This window comes from Solwaraspora sp. WMMA2056, from assembly GCF_030345095.1.
Lineage (GTDB): Bacteria > Actinomycetota > Actinomycetes > Mycobacteriales > Micromonosporaceae > Micromonospora_E.
This window is the reverse complement of record NZ_CP128360.1, coordinates 4,533,403-4,549,789: the sequence shown is the minus strand read 5'-3', so window position 1 is coordinate 4,549,789 and position 16,387 is coordinate 4,533,403. Positions and strand designations below refer to the sequence as shown.

The following is a 16,387-nucleotide window of genomic DNA, read 5'->3' as shown; positions in this document are numbered from 1 at the left end:
TAGGCTGACCGGGTCGCGGCCGGACGGACGGCGGCGGCCACCCGCCCGTCCGGGCGGTCGACGGCCGATCAGAATGGCTGGTTGCGAGAATGTCCACTAACCGGTTCACCACCCTGTTCGTGTGTCGGGCCAACATCTGCCGGTCGCCGATGGCCGAACGGCTGGCCCGGCACGAGTTCGCCACCCGGTTGGGGCCCGACGCGACGGTCTTCGTCACCCACAGCGCCGGCACCCATGCGTTGGTCGCCCACCCGATGCACCCACACACCGAGACCGTGCTACGGGAACGCCAGGCCGATCCGACCGGGTTCGTCAGTCGGCAGGTGGAGGCGGCCATGCTCGAGGACGCGGATCTGATCCTGACCGCGAGTCGACGGCACCGGGCGCACTGCGTGGCGTTGGCGCCACGTACCGTGGGTCGGACCTTCACCGTCCGCCAGTTCGGCCGGCTGGCCCGCGCGGTGCCCGCCGCGACCGGGCCGGCGCAGCCGGACCTGGTCGACCGGGCGCGCGCCCTGGTGCGGGACGCCGCCGCCGCACGTGGGCGGGTCCAGCCGGTCTCCGCGGAGGCCGACGACCTCGCCGACCCGGTGCGGCGACCGCTCGACGACTTCCGGGGCTGTGCCCGGCAGATCAGTCTGACGGTCGACACGATGTTGGACCTCATCATGAAGCCTTGACGGCGGCGCCACCGGTCGGCGTCGGCTGATCGGCGACCGGCACGGCGGTGTCGACGGCGGCCTGCCGCTGGCGGGCCGGAGCCGACGTACGGCTGCCGCGCCGGCCGCGGCCGCGGTCGTTGTAGTAGTAGTGGTGGGAGCCGCTGCGGTGCGGCGTCATGTTCAGTACGCAGCCGAGCAGCCGGGCATCCACCGCCCGCAACGCGGCCGTGGCGGCACGCAGGTGCGCCTCGGTGGTCTTGGCGCAGCGGCCCACCAGGATGGCACCGTCGACCTGCGCGGCGATCGGCGCCGCGTCGGTCACCGGCACCAGCGGCGCGGTGTCCACGATCACGATGTCGAACCGCGACCGGAGACTGGTCAGCAGGTCCGCCATCTGCTGGGAGCCGAGCAGTTCGCTCGGATTCGGCGGGATGAACCCACTGGGCAGCAGGGTCATCCCGCTGTCGCCCCAGGGCTGCAGCACGTCGTCGAGCTCGGCGTGCCCGGCGAGGACGTTCGTCAGACCGACGGCGCCCTCCATGTCCAGGTAGGAGGTGGCCTGCGGCCGGCGCAGGTCGGCTTCGACGAGCACCACCGAGCTGCCTGCCTCGGCGAAGGTCAGCGCCAGGTTGGTGGCGGTGGTGGTCTTGCCCTCCTCCGGCATCGCGCTGGTCACCAGGAGGCTGCGGATCGGCTTGTCGACGTCGGCGAACTGCAGGTTGGTCCGCAGCTGGCGGAACGACTCCGCGCGCGGGGAGTGGGTCTGCCGGCCGATGATGAGCGGTTCCCGACGGGCGGTGCTGTCCAGCGGGATGGTGCCCAGCAGCGGTGCGGCGGTCACCTCCTGGATCTGTTCGACGCTGCGTACGGTGTTGTCCAGCAGGCCGCGCAGCAGCGCGAGACCGACGCCGGCCAGCAGGCCCAGCAGCAGACCCAGTGCGACGTTGCGGACCGGTTGGGGCGAGACCGGGGTGGGATTGAGCAGCGGCCCGGAGACGACCTCGACCTTGACCGCCGGGCGGTCGGCGCCGGGTGAGGTCTCCAGCCGCTGGACCAGGTCGACGAACTCTCCGGCGATCGCCGTGGCGATGCGCTCCGACCGGTTCGGCGAACTGTCCGTGACGGTCGCCTGCAACAGGACGGTGTCGGGCACCGGGCGGGCGCTGATCCGGGCCTGCACCTCCCCGGCGGTCAGCCCGAGGCTGTGCCGGTTCACCACGGTGTCGGCGAGCCGGTCGCTGGCCAGTAGCCCGCTGTAGGACTTGACGCGCTGCTGGGAGAACAGTCCGCCCTGGTAGGCGTCGGTCACCCCCTGGGCGCTGGAGGTCGAGACGAAGAACGTCACGGAGGTGGCGTACTGCGGGGTCGCCCGCACGTTGACGACGACCGCGACGCCCACCGTGACGGTCATCGCCGCTATCACCCAGAGCCACCGTTTCCGCACCGCGTCGAAGTAGTCCCGCAGTTCCATCGGTACGGCCTCCCGAAATTCCGCTACGTCATAGTCAGCACCATCTTGTACCAATCTACGGCGTCAACAGGCTATTTCTGGTCAAATAGTGGCATTGCTGCTGCTGTCAGTAGTCAGTGGACGAGACCAGAGCACGCCGCCGGACGCCACGGGCGCTGCCGACTGAACGGGGCTGGAATGGAGCCATCGACCCGACTCACCGACGACGCCACGGCCCGGCGCCCTCGCGACCGCGCCGTCGCGCCACTATGGCTGGCCGACCTCGCCGCCTGGAGCATCGGGCTGGTCGTCGCCGTCTGGACCCGCTACGAGTTCGCCATCGCCGGTATCCACCTCAACGGACTCGTGCTGGCGATCCTCGCGGCGGTCGTGCTGCACACCGCCGCCTCGCACCTGAGCTACCTCTACCGCGACCGCTACCCGCTGGGCAGCTTCGACGAGGTCTGGGCCGTGTCGCGCTGCGTGCTGGCCACCATCGGGGTGCTGCTCCTGGCCGACCTGGCGGCACCGCAACGGCCGGTACCGGCCAGCGCGCCGCTGGTCGGCGGCTGCCTGGCCCTGACCCAGATGCTGGGCGTGCGGTACCTGCGGCGGCTGCGCCACGAACGCCGCCGGCGGCCCGTCGGGCGGCACACCCAGCGGGTGCTGCTGTTCGGTGCCGGTGCCGCCGGCGCCTCGCTGCTGCGGGCGATGCTCGACGAGCCGGGTGGGCGGTACCTGCCGGTCGGGCTGCTCGACGACGACCCGGCCAAACGGCAGCTGTGGCTGCACGGCGTACCGGTGCTCGGCGGCCGGCACGACATCCCGGCGGTCGCCGCCCGTACCGGTGCCACCACTGTCGTCTCCGCGGTCGCCAACGCCGACGCCGCTCTCATCCGCGAGATCCGCCAGCTCGCCCACCGGGCCGGTGCGCGGTTCAAGGTGGTCCCGTCGGTCAGCGAACTGCTGGAGAACGCGCCCGCCGTCACCGACCTACGCGATCCCGACCTGCGTGACCTGCTCGGCCGGCACCAGATCGAGACCGACCTGGACACCATCGCCGGCTACCTGACCGGCAAACGGGTGCTGGTCACCGGGGCCGGTGGGTCCATCGGTTCCGAGCTGTGCCGGCAGATCATGCGGTTCCAGCCGGGCGAGCTGATGATGCTCGACCGCGACGAGTCCGCCTTGCACGCCGTACAGCTGTCGCTGCGCGGCCGGGCCCTGCTGGACAGCCCCGACCTGATCCTGGCCGACCTGCGCGACAGCGACACCGTCCGGCAGATCATGCGGAGCCGGCGCCCGGAGGTGGTCTTCCACGCCGCCGCGCTCAAACACCTCACCCTGTTGGAGCGTCATCCGGGCGAAGCGGTGAAGACCAACGTCTGGGGCACCCAGACGTTGCTGGAGGCGTGCCGTTCGGTGGAGCGGTTCGTCAACATCTCCACCGACAAGGCCGCCGACCCGACCAGTGTCCTCGGCTACTCCAAGCGGATCACCGAACGGCTGACCGCGTTCGCCGCCGGCGCCAACGAGGGGACCTTCCTCAGCGTCAGGTTCGGCAACGTGCTCGGTAGCCGAGGGTCGGTCCTGCACGCCTTCATGGCCCAGGCCGCCGCCGGCAAGCCGATCACGGTCACCGACCCCGAGGTCACCCGGTACTTCATGACCATCCAGGAGGCCGTGCAACTGGTCATCCAGGCAGCGGCGATCGGCCGGGGCGGTGAGGCCCTGGTGCTGGACATGGGCGAGCCGGTCCGCATCGCCGACGTCGCCCGGACCATCGCCGAGCAGTACGACAACCCGGTGAAGATCATTTACACCGGACTGCGCCCCGGCGAGAAGCTGCACGAGGACCTGCTCGGTGCCGGCGAGCAGGACACCCGACCTCTGCACCCGCTGATCTCCCAGGTGGCCGTGCCCGCCCTCGACCCGGTCCACGTGCACCTGCTCGACCCGTACGGGCGCAGCGACGACCTGGTCGACGACCTCGCGGCGCTCTGCGCACCCGCGCCGGTGCCCACCGGCGCGGGTCGGTCCGTCCACCGGGCCGGCACCGGCGCCGGACCGGCCGGTGGACCGGCCATCGACGCGGACCCGGGCGCGTCGGTGAGCACGAACAGCGGGGTCGGTGCCGCCGGGTAGCCGACCCGGCGGCACCGACGCCTACGCCGGCAGTGGGCCGGATCACGCCGCGCGGGCCACCCGGAAGCCGACGTCGTCGATGGCGTACGCGGGGTGGCTGCGCCGGCGGACCGAGGCCCGGCAACTCCAGTGTGGGTCGGCCCAGCCGCCACCGCGCAGCACCCGGTAGTCGCCGTACACCTGAGGGTCGTAGTGGTCCCAGCACCAGTCCCAGACGTTGCCGATCATGTCGTACAGACCCCACGGGTTGGGCCGCCGACCACCGACCGGACGGCGACGGTCCCCGGAGTTGTCCCGGTACCAGGCGATCTCGTCGATCGGCCCGTACCGGGGGCCGCTGGTGCCGGCCCGGCAGGCGTACTCCCACTCGGCCTCGGTCGGCAGCCGGTAGCCGGCGGCACCGGTGTCCCACTCGATCCGCCCGGCGGCGACGTCGACCCGGTAGGTCGGCGGCAGGCCGGCGCGCTCCGACAGCGCGTTGCAGAACCGCACCGCGTCCCACCAGGAGACCTCGACCATCGGCAACCGGCTGTCGGCGTCGCTCGACCCGCCGCCACCGACGGTGCCGACCGGACCGGTGCCGACGACGGCGCGGTACTGGCCTTCGGTCACCGCTGCCTCGCCGAGGTGAAAGTCGGCGACCTCGACGGTCCATTGGGACCGGGTGCGACGGTCCGACAGGGCGACCCGGCCGGCCGGGACCCGCACCAGGGTGGCCGCCACGGGATCGTCCATCCGACAACGTTGGCACCGGCGCACGCACGCCGGCGCACAGGGTCAGCCGGTCACCGCGACGCCCCCGGCCCGATCGTCGGCCAGACGGCCGCCACCTCGCCGCCACGCAGCGCCGTCACCTCGCCCAACCCGGCGAAGACCATGCAGACATGGTTAGGGACGACCTGCACCCGCTGACCGACCGCCAGTGGGACCGGCTCGCCCGACCCGGCCCACCGCAGCCAACCGTGCTCCTCGGACAGTCGCACGATGCGCCAGCCCGGCAGGTCGGCCAGCAGCCCGTACCCCGGGTAGTCGGCGGCCCGCCCCGTCGCCGGCAGCCCGTCGAGGCCCAGCGACTTCGACCCCGCGTCGATGCAGGCCCGGTCAGGCGCGGGATGGCTGACCACGGTGGCCAGCACCCGCACCGCGCAGGTGGCGACCGTGGCGTTGCCGAGCGCGATCTGCCCGAGATCGTTGAAGGCGTAGACACCGGGCCGGACCTCGGTCACCCCCGGCTCCGCGACGACGGTACGGGCCGCCGCGGACGAACCGAGCGAGACCGTCGACAGGCTCAGCCCGGCGGCCCGGATCGCCTCGGCCGCCGCCAGCGTGGTGGCGGCCGCCGCGCGGGACCGGGCGACGAGGTCGGCCCGGTCGACCGCCCCGTACACCGACCCTTCGAAGGTCATCACCCCGGTCAGTCGTACGCCGGGAAGTTCGGCGACGTCCCAGGCCACGCGTGCCGCGTCGGCCGGAGCCACCCCGCAGCGACCGAAGCCGCTGTCGACCATCAGCAACACGTCCAACAGCCGGCCGGCGGCCACGAAGGCGTCACTGAGGGTACGCGCACCGGCCACGCTGTCGGTACCGACGGTCAGCTCGCACCGGCGGGCCAGCTGTACCGCACGCTGCGCCTTGTCCGTGCCGACCAGCGGGTACGCCACCGTCATCCGGGACACGCCGGCGGCGGCGAACGCCTCCGCCTCGCCGAGTTTGGCCACACAGATGCCGTCGGCACCATGGTCGAGCTGCAGCCGGGCCAACTGCGGCACCCGGTGCGTCTTGGCGTGCGGGCGCAGCGCGACCTGGTGCAGCCGGCAGTGCCCGGCCATCTCGTCGAGATTGCGTTCCAGCACGTCGAGGTCGAGCAGCAGGTTCGGGGTCTCCAGGCCGGCCGGTACGGCGAACCGGTCGGTCCCAGTGGCGTACGGGTGAACGTCGATGGTCACGGTATCTCCGGCAGTGGTCGTCGGTCCCGGGCGGCACCGCCCGGGACCATCCTGCCGCACCATGGCCATCCGTCGATGCCCGCCGCGCCTGCGGCCGGTGGCGGTCATGGCCGGCACGGCGGTCGTGGCCGGCGGGGCAACCCGGAGAAAACACCCGGGATCCACCTACCACCTGGAGCCCACCGTTTGGTAAGGCTACCCTTCATGCGAGCGTCGTCGACGGCACACGACCCGAGGAGCAGCGTTGACCAGCCTGGCCGAGCTACCGGTGAGCGTCCCTGCGGGCAGCAGGGCGGACGATCCACCCGGCGCGACCCGGCTGCGGGCGCGGTCCCTGCGTCTGGGCTACGGCGACCGGGTCGTCGTACCGCAGCTGGACCTCGACGTCGTCGACGGCGCGGTCACCGCGATCGTCGGCCCGAACGGCTGCGGCAAGTCGACGCTGCTGCGGGCGCTCGGCCGGCTGCTGCGCCCGACCGGCGGTGACGTCCTGCTCGACGGGGAACAGATCCAGCGGATGCCGACCCGGGAGGTCGCCCGCCGGCTGGGTATCCTGCCGCAGGCACCCAGCGCACCGGACGGACTCACCGTCGCCGACCTGGTCGTCCGGGGCCGTCAGCCGCATCAGAGCTGGCTGCGGCAATGGTCCCGGGCCGATGAGAAGATCGTCGCCCAGGCACTGGCCTGGACCGGGCTCAGCGACCTGGCCGAACGACCGGTCGACACCCTCTCCGGTGGGCAGCGGCAGCGGGCCTGGATCTCGATGGCCCTGGCGCAGGGCACCGACATCCTGCTGCTCGACGAGCCGACCACCTACCTCGACCTGGCCCACCAGATCGACGTACTCGACCTGGTCGACCGGCTGCACCGGGAACGGGGCCGCACGGTGGTCATGGTGCTGCACGATCTGAACCTCGCCGCCCGGTACGCCCGGCACCTGGTCGCGATGAAGGACGGCCGGGTGCTGGCGGCCGGAGCGCCCGCAGAGATGCTGACCGCCGAACTGGTCGAGGAGGTGTTCGGCCTGCGTGTCATGGTGATCGATGACCCGGCCAGCGGCACGCCGCTGGTCGTCCCACTCGCCGGCGGCGCCGCACGCGCGTCCACCATGGAGTAGAAATCTCCTCGGGTGGTCCGTGCCGTAACCACCCGGAAGGTCCGGTCGGGGGTACTGTTTGCGCGGGAACGGGCACCAACCGAAAGAGAGTTCCTTCATGGCATACCCCGTGGTCACCACTGGTGACGTCTCCCGGCTGCTGGACGACCTGGTGGAACGGGTGCCGCAGGCACAGCAGGCGGTGGCGCTCTCCCCCGACGGCATCCTCCTGGCCTGGTCCAAAGGGGTGGACCACGAGCTGGGCGAACAGCTGTCCGGTGTCGTGGCGGGACTACGCGCCCTGGCGGTCGCGGTGGGTCAGCACGCCGGCACCGGCCGGGTCCGGCAGATCGTGATCCAGATGGGGACGGCGTTTCTCTTCATCGCCGCCACGCCTGGTGGGGCCATCATCGCCGCGGTCTTCGACGCCGGATCCGACATGGACGCCGTCGCCTACGAGGTGGCGCTGTTCGCCGGGCGGGCCGACCGGCACCTGCCGGCCTTCCCGGCGCCGGAGGAGCCGGCCCAGCGGGGCGAACCGGCGGAGGCACTCGTCCAGGGCGCCCACGCCGGGTGACGGCTCCGTCGGCCCGTTACCGCCCGCTGGTGACGGTCAGTTCGGCGACGCCGGCCACCGCGTCGATGTCGTAACGGTCGGTCGACTGCTCCCACCCGGTCGTCGTCAGCGTCTCGCCGCCCGCGACGCCGTCGCGACGGGCACCGTCCAGGCTGACGCCACCCGCGCCGGAGCCCAGCCGCACCCGCACTCCGACGTCGGCCGGCACCGCCACTCGCCAGGTGCTGACACCACCGGACATCCGGACGGCGACCGTGCCGTCCGGGACCGGCAGCACAAGATCCATTGTGCTTGCTCCACCGGCGAGGTCCACTTCCGAGACACGCGCGGCACCGAGATCCACCCGCTGACTGGTCGCACCGCCCGCGATCCGGATCGACCAGAGCACGTCGCGGTGCACCCGGATCTCCAGGACAGCGGCGCCACCGTCGCCGCTGTCCACCAGCCCGATCCGGACCGCGCCGTCGGCCTCGGACAGCTGCGGCAGCACCGCGCCGTCGGCCGGCGTCTCGGCCCGGACCAACTGGTCACCCAGGTCGTCGGCGACGATCCGCAGGTCGGTGGCGCCGTCGAGCACCTCCAGTCGCGCCTGGTCGCGGTCGCCCCGCTGCACCTGGACCACCCGGGCGTCGTCACGGCCGGTACGCGAGCCCAGGCTCTCGACCACCACCGCCACGATCGTCGCCGACACCAACAGCGCCGCGACCACGGCGACGACGATCCAGAGCGTACGCCGCGACGGCCTGCGGCCCGGTCCGGAGACGGACTGCGACCCGGCCGGCTGGCTGGCAATGGATGACGACACCGACGAATACCTCGTTCCCGGTTGGCGGTCGACCAGCGCGGTCCGACACCAGCGCGTGGCACCGCGCGTACCGGTCCTACCCGGCGGCGCGACCGGGCAATCATAGGTGCCCGGGCCGGCCGGGGCACCTATTCCGGACCGTCACGAGCCGGACCGGCATGAGCCGGACCGTCGCGGGTGGCGGCATCCGTCACAGGCCCAGCAACCGCCGCAGATAGTCGTTGAGGAATCGACCGTCCGGATCCAGCTGGTCACGCGCGGCCAGGAACCGGTCCGCCTGCGGGTACCGTGCCCGCAGCTCGGAGCCCTGCAGCTGGTGGATCTTCGCCCAGTGCGGCCGGCCGCCGTAGGCGAGAAAGATCGGTTCGATGTCGGCGAAGAACTCACGGTAGGGCACCGTCTCGTTCTGGTGCACCGAGATGGTGACGCTGTCGCGCCGGTACGCCGGGCTGAGGTACGCGTCGTCCGCCGCGACGTAGCGGTACAGCACCCGCCAGGCGGCGTGTTGGCGGTGCCGGGCACGAATCCGGTCGCGGACCTCCTGGAAACAGGACGGGCCCGCCTCCGCCGCGACGTAGTACTCCATCTCGTGGAACCGCAACGAGCGCCGTTTGATCAGCGCCGCGCCACTGGAACCGGTCCGGTCCTCACTGCATCCGCTGGGCGGCGGCGGGCTCGGCCCAGGGTCGTCGGCCACCGGGTTCACGGTACGCAGGTGCGCGTCGTCGCGGCGGGGATACCAGTAGAAGTCGACGTTGCGGTTGACCTTCAGCAGTTCGTCGAAGGTGGCCAGGCACTCCTCGACCGGCAGTCCCCACTCACGGCGCCGGGCGTGGAAGGCGGGCACCACCCTGGTGCGGACGGCGGTGAACACGCCGAGAGCGCCGAGCGAGACCTGCACGGCCCGCAGCAGGTGCGGATCGTTCGCGGCGTCGATCTGCCGCACCGCACCGTCGGCGCCCACCAGTCGTACCCCGGTGACCTGCGCCGACAGGCTCGGTAGCCCCAGACCACTGCCGTGGGTGGCGGTGCCGACCGCGCCGGCGATCGCCTGGGTGTCCACGTCACCCAGGTTCGGCACGGTCAGGCCGTGCCGACGCAGTATCTCCTCCAGCTCGTGCAGCCGGGTACCGGCACCCACCCAGACCTGGCCGTCGACCGGCGGTGCCAGCACCCCCGTCGGCAGCCCGTCGACCCGGATCAGCACGTCGTCGGTGCGCACCAACGGGGCGGAGGAGTGCCCGGCCCCGACCGGCCGTACCGTCATGCCCCGGGCCGCCGCCGCACGCAGTGTCCGACTCACCGCGGCCACCGATTCCGGCCGGGCGACGGTGTCCGGTGTGAAGCACAGGCCCCCGGACCAGTTGCGCCAGGTCGCCCGGGTGGTCGTCGCACCGGCTGTCACAACGCCGCCCGCAGCGGATCACCGGGCCGGCGGCTGCGCCGGCGGGGGCGGCCCAGGTCGTGCCGGCCCCGGCCGAGCGCGTCCACCAGTCCCCACCGGCCCGGGATGTCGTGCAGTTCGATGTGCCCCATCTCCTCCGGCACGGCGGGGTCGACGATCAGGTCCCCCTCGTAGGGCTCCAGGCCGAGCAGGACCCGCAGGAACAGCAGCGTCGCGCCGGCCGACGTCGCGTGCGGGGTGCCAGCGGCCGAGTACGGTACGGGATACTTGGTCAGGGAACGGTCGTAGCCGGCGAAGGTCTCCGGCAGCCGCGCCTCGAAGTACCGGGCCGCCTCCAGCACCGCGCAGGCCACCCGGGCGGCTTCCGTACGGTAGCCGTAGCGGCGCAGGCCCCAGGCGATCAGAGAGTTGTCGAACGGCCACACCGTACCGGTGTGGTAGCCGACCGGGTTGAACCCCTGGGCAGTGGTGGCCAGGGTCCGCACCCCCCAGCCGGAGAACAGCTGCGGGCTCATCAGATGGCGCACCACGGATCGGGCCTTGGTCGGCTCGACGATGCCACTCCACAGCAGGTGGCCGATGTTCGAGGTGAGCGCGTCCACCTGGGCGCCGTCGGCCTGCAGGGCATGTGCGAAGTAGCCACGGTCGGCGATCCAGAAGTCCCGGTTGAACCGCTGCCGCAGCTGCGCCGCCTGACGTTCGAGCCGCTCGGCGAACTCCGGATCGCCCCAGCAGGTCCGGGCGAGTCGGGCACCGCGCAACCGGGCGTCGTAGACGTAGCCCTGGATCTCGCAGGTCGCCTGCGGGAACGTCGCCGCCCGCCCGTCCTGGAACGCGACCGATCCGGGTGAGCACTTCCAACTCTGGTTGAGCAACCCGGTGCGGGTCTCGCGGGGCCCGTACCAGACGTAGCCGGTGCCGACCAGGTCGGCGTGCCGGTCGATCCAGTCCAGCGCGGCCCGAGCCTCGAACTCCAGGCTACGCACCAGCGCGGTGTCACCGGTCCACCGTTCGTACTCGTCGAGCAGCACGACGAACAGCGGGGTGGTGTCGGCGGCGGAGAAGTCCGCGGCGTGGGACACCTCGTCGAACAGGGCGGACTCGCCGTAGCGGCTCTCCTGGGGGATCTTCCCCGGCTGCTCGGCACGGAACGGGTCGTCCCGGGTGCCCTGCGCCAGGGCGCAGATGCGCAGCGCGGGAACGGACGAGCTGGGAACGAACGGCAACGACTGCAGACAACTGATCAGGCTGTCGCGGCCGAAGAAGGTCATGAACCAGGGCATCCCGGCGGCCGGCAGCATCTCGCGGAAGTTCACTCCGGGATAACGCAGCGCACCGAGGTCGACCACACTGCGCCGGTACGCGTCGCGCAGCGGCGGGTAGTCGCAGGTGAGCGTCGGCGCGCTGGCTACCCACTCGTCGAGTTCCTGGTGCACCTGCGGCTTGGGCCGCTCGGCGTAGCTGCGCAGGCTTTCCCGCAGGTCGCGGTTGCCGGCCCCACGGATGAAGGTCTTCACCGTCAGGTCGGTGCACCAGGTGTCGTGGGCGTCGAGGGACAGCTCGAAGGTCATCCCACCCGGGTCGACCTGGGCGGCGACACTACTGGACAGGATCGTCTCGCGGAAGAACGTGTCCCGTTCGTAGCGGAACCGCAGCGCGTCCTGCTCGACCGTCACGACGATCTCCCGGTCGGTGTGGTAGCCGTCCTTGACCTCCAGCACCTCGGCGAAGTCGGCGGCGGCTTCGATCCGCAGCCGCAGCCGCACCGGCTCCTCCCGGTGGTTGAACACCGCGATCTGTTCGGTGAAGGCGTCGCCGACCCAGCGGTGGCGGAACACCGACAGGTCGGCGTCGACGTAGTGCGTCGGTTCGCCGGGCACCTGGAAGAACCGCGACTCGAAGTACTGCAGATCGTCGATGGAAAGGGTGTGCATCCGCTGCCCGTCGACGGTCAGCCGCCAGTGGGACAGGAACCGGGTGTCGTAGAAGAACAGGCCGAACGGCGCGTACGGCGTCGGCGCGATGTCGCCCCGTCGGTCGCTGATCATGAACAGGTTGCCGTAGAGAATGCTCACCGGCCGGTCGACCGCGGTGGCGGCCCGCTGGCCGGCCTCGATCGGCCTGGCCCGCGACGGCGCGCCGGCGGTGTCGGCGTGCGGCGGCAGCAGCCGCCGGAAGATCAGGAACAGCGGCAGGTGGCCACGGACCGACACCCCGTTGCGCAGCAACAGCGAGATGACGTTCTCGCGGCCCTCGATGAGTGCCTGGAAGGTCCGCTGCGGCGCGTCGATCGTGCAGTCGACCCGCTGCGGCGGCCGATGGTCGACCACCGCTCTGCCCTCGCGGTAGGTGACCGCCCAGGTACGTACCCGTTGCTCGTCGTCGACGAGGTTGAACTGGATGGTGCCGCTGGCCGGCGGCGGCACCCGCCGTTCGTCGCCGATCGCGTCGAAGAAGGTGTCGAGCGCGTCGGTCATGGCGACAGCATCACCGCCGCGACGGGCAGCGGTCATCACCCGGTCAGGGTGAACGTGCCCCGGCGGGGCGATCGGATGTCGCACCACCTGAACCCCGGATGCCCACCGTCACCAAATGCGGCACAATGACTACTGAAAGTCATCGAATCCTGGACGTCAACGCGAGGAGGACCACGTGACTCACGACCGTACCGCCGCCGGGATGCGCTACTGGCAGACCGGCCGGGGCCGTCAGGACGTCCTACTGGTGCACGGATGGTGCTGCAACCACCGGTTCATGAAGCCGATCGCGGCCCACCTGGCCAGTTGGCGACGCCGGGTGATCTCCGTCGACATGCGCGGCCACGGCGCGAGCCCGGCCGGTGACCGCGGCTTCACCGTCGCCGAGCTCGGGGCCGACCTGCGGCAACTGATGGTCGAACTGGACATGACCGACGTGGTACTGATCGGGCACAGCATGGGTGGGGTCTGGTCGCTGGCCGCCGCCGCCGAGGCGACCGACCGGGTCGCCGCGCTGCTGCTGCTCGACGCGTCGGTGGCGGTGCCGCCCGGCACCTCGGAACAGGTCGCGGCGCTGGCCGAGTCGATCCGCGGCGACGATCCCCGCCAGGCTCGCATCGACATCATCCGGTCGTTCTTCATCCCGGAGTCGGACCCGCGGCTGGTGGACTGGACGATCGACCAGATGCTGCGTCCCAGCGACACGGTGGCCGCCGCGACCCTCGACGGGCTCGCCGGCTTCGTGGAGGCAGGTGGTGACGCGGCGCTGACCGCATGGGGGCGGCGGCTGCTCTACATCGGCGGTCCGGCCCCGTTCGGCGACTACGGCCGGCTGCGGCAGTTGGTGCCCGACGCCGTGATCGGCCAGGTCGCCGGCTCCGGCCACTTCTTCCAGTTCGAAGTGCCCCGGCAGACCAACGCGATGATCAGCCGTTACCTGCGACTGTGGGGGCCGGCGTCCTGGTGATCGACCCAGAGTGCCTTCAACGAGTCCGCCAGGTCGTAGCTGGGTGACCAGCCGAGCACCTGCCGGATGCGGCTGGTGTCGGCGCACATCCACGGCACCGCCGCTGAGCGGCCCGCCGTCGCGGTGAACGCGCCGGGCCGCAGCTCACCGCTGTGGCCGGCGATACGGGCCAGGGCGACCACGGCGTCGCGGACGTCGACGGCGTGCCCGGAACCGACGTTGAACAGTCGCACCGGCAGCGCGCCGGCCAGTACGGCGGCCCGTACCGCGGACGCGATGTCGCGCAGGTCGACGAAGTCCCGCACGCTGTCGGTCAACCCGATCTCCAGCGGCGCGCCGTCGCCGACCCGCAGCAGGGCCGCGGCTCGGCCCAGGACGCTCTGCGGGGACAGCCCCGGCCCGACCGGGTTGAACACCCGCAGGGTCACCACCTCCACCCCGGCCTCGCGGCCGGCCAGCTCCCCCAGCTGGGTGGCGGTCAGGTGGCTGAGACCGTAGGCGCTGACCGGACGGGCCGGATGGTCCTCGGCCACCGGCGTCGCGGATGCGACGATGCCGTACTCGGCCGCCGAACCGAGCCGGATCAACCGCGCCCCGGGTACGGTCGTCGCCATCGCCTCGATCAGCCGGGCGAGCGCCAGAACGTGGATCCGCAGCAGGTCGGTGCCACCACCGTCGGTACGGCCGGCGCAGTTGACCACCACGTCGGGGCGGACCGTGGCCAGCAGGTCGGCCAGGGCCACCGGGTCGGCGGCGGCAAGGTCGCAGCCGGCCCGCGCCGGTGCGCACACCCGCAGGTCGACACCGAGCGCGGCGTGCACCCTGCGGCCGAGCAGCCCGGAGGCACCGAACAGCAGGACCGTCGGCCCCGTCGTCAACTGCCGCACCCGCGGGCCGACGACGAACGCGCCAGCGACGGGCCGGCACCTCGGGCGTCGGTGGACGGGGTCGTGCACCCGGCGTCGGTCGGCCCACCGGCCGCGTCCGCCGGTGGGCCGGTGTACTCGTGCCAGGTCACCGTGCCCGGGGCGGCGATACCTTCGCGCCGCAGGACCACCCGTACGGTCTCGGCCAGGATCCGCAGGTCGAGCCGCAGGCTGCGGTTGTCCACGTACTCGATGTCGTAGGCGAACTTGTCCTCCCAGGCCAGGGCGTTGCGGCCGCGGACCTGGGCCAGCCCGGTGATGCCCGGCCGCACCTCGTGCCGGCGGGCCTGCCACGGCGTGTAGAGGTCGAGGTACTTGACCAGGTGGGGACGGGGCCCCACCAGGCTCATCTCGCCACGCAGCACGTTCCACAGTCCAGGGAGCTCGTCGAGGCTGGTCGCCCGCAGCCAGTGACCGAAGCTGGTCAGCCGGTCGGCGTCGTCGACCAGGCCACGGGCCGGGTCCACGGTACGCATCGTGCGGAACTTGATGATCTCGAACAGTTCACCGTCCCGGCCGGGACGGACCTGTCGGAAGAGGACCGGCCGCCCCAGCCGGATGAGGATCGCCACGGCGACCACCGCCATCACCGGGGCCGCGACGACCAGGGCGGTCACCGCGCCGAGTACGTCGATCACCCGCTTGACCCTGTCGTAGCGGCGCAGCCGGGCCGCCGCGGTGGGCAGAACCCGGTCGGCGGACCGCAGTGTTGGCGTGGCCATGGGACGCGCCCCTTCAGTGGAAGCTACTCAACCAATAAGGCTTTCTAACAGACAAAACATCTCCAAGTACGACCTTTGCCGCAACTACCGCAGTCAGCACTAATGCGGTCGAGTGCCGCCGAGCGGACCGGTCAGCGCAGCCGGCTCACCGGAGTGCCGAACCACCGACGGCGTCGTACGGTCCAGCCCTCGCCGCCCAGCCAGCCAGGCGACCACGACGGCATAACCGATCAGCAACGGAGCGTCGACCACGAGCATCTGCCACGGTGCGTCGGTCGCCGTCTCCTCGATGGTCAGTTGACCGAGCGCACCGGCGAGCAGCATCGCGACGAGGTTGTTCACCACGTGCAGCGCGACGGCGGCCTCCAGCCCACCGGTACGGACCGTCAGCCACCCGGTGACCACCGCGAACAGCAGCAGGTCCAGGAAGCCCCAGGTGGTGCCCCAACCGTGCGCGAGAGCGAACGGCACCGCCTGGATCACGATCGCCGGCCACGGGCCGCGCAGATACGCCCCGACCGCCTGCAGCAGCCAGCCCCGACAGAGGTACTCCTCGGCTGCGGCCTGCAGCGGCACCAGTGCCAGCAGCATCACCGCGCTGGTCACGAACATCGTGACACCGACCCAGTCGACGTCGTCGACGCCGGTGTCGGCGCCGGTCAACGCCATCAGTCCGTACGTGCCGGCCAGCAACCCGACGACCACGGGCAGGGCGATCAGCAGGCACCGCCCCAGCCAGGACCACCGGATCCGGCCGACGACCGAGGAGACGCTGCCCGGTGAGCGACGCTGGATCAGCCAGGCGGCCACCAGGACCAGCGGCAACCCGGCGGCGATCCCGAGCAAGGCGTACGCCGTCTCGGCGAGCGGCGGCAGGACCGGTAGCCCGTCGGCGTCGCGGGGCGCGTCGAGCACGAAGGCGACGATCATGAACACGATGATCAGCGCGACCTGCACCGCAAGGAAGGAGACCAGCACCGCGCCGGTGCCCAGCAGCGGCCGCCACCAGCGATGGACATCGGTCGCGGCCAGCCGGTGGTACGGGGTGCCAGCGGGAGCCGCGATGCGCCAGGGTCGCGCCGGTGCCGCAGGGGGTGGGTAGGACATCGGGGTCATGTCGTCGAGCCTGCCGCCCCGGACCGGGCCGGGCATCGTCCGCCGGCACGAATCCCGCCTCTTCCCGTGGATAGGGACCGGCTCCACCCGAAG

General features: G+C 71.8%; 14 protein-coding genes. 5 read left to right on the top strand and 9 right to left on the bottom strand.

Annotation, left to right across the window (positions count from 1 at the left end):
* Nucleotides 1-89: 89 nt before the first annotated feature.
* Nucleotides 90-680, top strand: coding sequence for an arsenate reductase/protein-tyrosine-phosphatase family protein (locus O7608_RS20460; protein ID WP_289206140.1), 591 nt, complete (start codon nucleotides 90-92; stop codon nucleotides 678-680).
* Here the strand turns inward: O7608_RS20460 and O7608_RS20455 are convergent.
* Nucleotides 667-2,133: a tyrosine-protein kinase domain-containing protein gene (locus tag O7608_RS20455; RefSeq protein WP_289206139.1), complete on the bottom strand. Its 1,467-nt coding sequence runs from the start codon at nucleotides 2,131-2,133 to the stop codon at nucleotides 667-669. The two genes, O7608_RS20460 and O7608_RS20455, sit on opposite strands and share 14 nt — an antisense overlap.
* A 177-nt stretch (nucleotides 2,134-2,310) precedes the next feature.
* Between O7608_RS20455 and O7608_RS20450 the strand changes: the two genes are divergently transcribed.
* A complete protein-coding gene (locus O7608_RS20450) occupies nucleotides 2,311-4,257 on the top strand; it encodes a nucleoside-diphosphate sugar epimerase/dehydratase (protein WP_289206138.1) in 1,947 nt (648 codons plus the stop codon).
* Nucleotides 4,258-4,299: 42 nt separating this feature from the next.
* Here the strand turns inward: O7608_RS20450 and O7608_RS20445 are convergent, their stop codons facing one another.
* Nucleotides 4,300-4,992 (bottom strand): formylglycine-generating enzyme family protein, encoded by a 693-nt coding sequence (locus O7608_RS20445; RefSeq protein ID WP_289206137.1) that lies wholly within the window; start codon nucleotides 4,990-4,992, stop codon nucleotides 4,300-4,302.
* A 50-nt stretch (nucleotides 4,993-5,042) separates the two neighbouring features.
* The gene (locus O7608_RS20440) at nucleotides 5,043-6,203 is read right to left on the bottom strand and encodes an alanine racemase (protein ID WP_289206136.1); all 1,161 of its coding nucleotides are present in this window, start codon (nucleotides 6,201-6,203) and stop codon (nucleotides 5,043-5,045) included.
* 253 nt (nucleotides 6,204-6,456) lie between these two features.
* Between O7608_RS20440 and O7608_RS20435 the strand changes: the two genes are divergently transcribed.
* Both O7608_RS20435 and O7608_RS20430 read left to right on the top strand, forming a co-directional pair.
* Entirely contained in the window at nucleotides 6,457-7,320 is an 864-nt protein-coding gene (locus tag O7608_RS20435) for an ABC transporter ATP-binding protein (protein ID WP_421361584.1), read from the top strand.
* Between the two features lie 97 nt (nucleotides 7,321-7,417).
* On the top strand, nucleotides 7,418-7,876 hold the full coding sequence (locus O7608_RS20430; protein WP_289206135.1) for a roadblock/LC7 domain-containing protein: 459 nt from the start codon (nucleotides 7,418-7,420) through the stop codon (nucleotides 7,874-7,876).
* A gap of 16 nt (nucleotides 7,877-7,892) precedes the next feature.
* Here the strand turns inward: O7608_RS20430 and O7608_RS20425 are convergent, their stop codons facing one another.
* The 3 genes from O7608_RS20425 to O7608_RS20415 all read right to left on the bottom strand — a co-directional run bounded on the left by O7608_RS20425 (nucleotide 7,893) and on the right by O7608_RS20415 (nucleotide 12,563).
* Entirely contained in the window at nucleotides 7,893-8,681 is a 789-nt protein-coding gene (locus O7608_RS20425) for a hypothetical protein (protein ID WP_289206134.1), read from the bottom strand.
* Nucleotides 8,682-8,871: 190 nt separating this feature from the next.
* The gene (locus O7608_RS20420) at nucleotides 8,872-10,086 is read right to left on the bottom strand and encodes a D-arabinono-1,4-lactone oxidase (RefSeq protein ID WP_289206133.1); all 1,215 of its coding nucleotides are present in this window, start codon (nucleotides 10,084-10,086) and stop codon (nucleotides 8,872-8,874) included.
* Nucleotides 10,083-12,563, bottom strand: coding sequence for a glycogen debranching N-terminal domain-containing protein (locus O7608_RS20415; protein ID WP_289206132.1), 2,481 nt, complete (start codon nucleotides 12,561-12,563; stop codon nucleotides 10,083-10,085). Before O7608_RS20415 ends, O7608_RS20420 begins: the two co-directional genes overlap by 4 nt.
* Nucleotides 12,564-12,738: 175 nt before the next feature.
* On the opposite strand from O7608_RS20415, the gene O7608_RS20410 reads away from it, so the two are divergent.
* Nucleotides 12,739-13,530 (top strand): alpha/beta fold hydrolase, encoded by a 792-nt coding sequence (locus O7608_RS20410; RefSeq protein ID WP_289206131.1) that lies wholly within the window; start codon nucleotides 12,739-12,741, stop codon nucleotides 13,528-13,530.
* On the opposite strand, the gene O7608_RS20405 is transcribed toward O7608_RS20410, so the two are convergent.
* From O7608_RS20405 to O7608_RS20395, 3 genes are all read right to left on the bottom strand, one after another.
* Complete coding sequence (locus tag O7608_RS20405) at nucleotides 13,497-14,408, bottom strand: NAD-dependent epimerase/dehydratase family protein (RefSeq protein WP_289206130.1); 912 nt, start codon at nucleotides 14,406-14,408, stop codon at nucleotides 13,497-13,499. The two genes, O7608_RS20410 and O7608_RS20405, sit on opposite strands and share 34 nt — an antisense overlap.
* Nucleotides 14,405-15,178 (bottom strand): sugar transferase, encoded by a 774-nt coding sequence (locus O7608_RS20400; protein WP_289206129.1) that lies wholly within the window; start codon nucleotides 15,176-15,178, stop codon nucleotides 14,405-14,407. The genes O7608_RS20405 and O7608_RS20400 overlap by 4 nt, the downstream gene beginning before the upstream one ends.
* 99 nt (nucleotides 15,179-15,277) lie before the next feature.
* Nucleotides 15,278-16,294, bottom strand: coding sequence for a CPBP family intramembrane glutamic endopeptidase (locus O7608_RS20395; RefSeq protein ID WP_289206128.1), 1,017 nt, complete (start codon nucleotides 16,292-16,294; stop codon nucleotides 15,278-15,280).
* Between the last annotated feature and the right edge of the window lie 93 nt (nucleotides 16,295-16,387).

Coding starts and splice junctions, on each gene's coding strand:
- O7608_RS20460 (WP_289206140.1), top strand. CDS start 90: ATGTCCACTAACCGGTTCACCACCCTGTTCGTGTGTCGGGCCAACATC.
- O7608_RS20455 (WP_289206139.1), bottom strand. CDS start 2,133: ATGGAACTGCGGGACTACTTCGACGCGGTGCGGAAACGGTGGCTCTGG.
- O7608_RS20450 (WP_289206138.1), top strand. CDS start 2,311: ATGGAGCCATCGACCCGACTCACCGACGACGCCACGGCCCGGCGCCCT.
- O7608_RS20445 (WP_289206137.1), bottom strand. CDS start 4,992: ATGGACGATCCCGTGGCGGCCACCCTGGTGCGGGTCCCGGCCGGCCGG.
- O7608_RS20430 (WP_289206135.1), top strand. CDS start 7,418: ATGGCATACCCCGTGGTCACCACTGGTGACGTCTCCCGGCTGCTGGAC.
- O7608_RS20415 (WP_289206132.1), bottom strand. CDS start 12,563: ATGACCGACGCGCTCGACACCTTCTTCGACGCGATCGGCGACGAACGG.
- O7608_RS20400 (WP_289206129.1), bottom strand. CDS start 15,178: ATGGCCACGCCAACACTGCGGTCCGCCGACCGGGTTCTGCCCACCGCG.
- O7608_RS20395 (WP_289206128.1), bottom strand. CDS start 16,294: ATGACCCCGATGTCCTACCCACCCCCTGCGGCACCGGCGCGACCCTGG.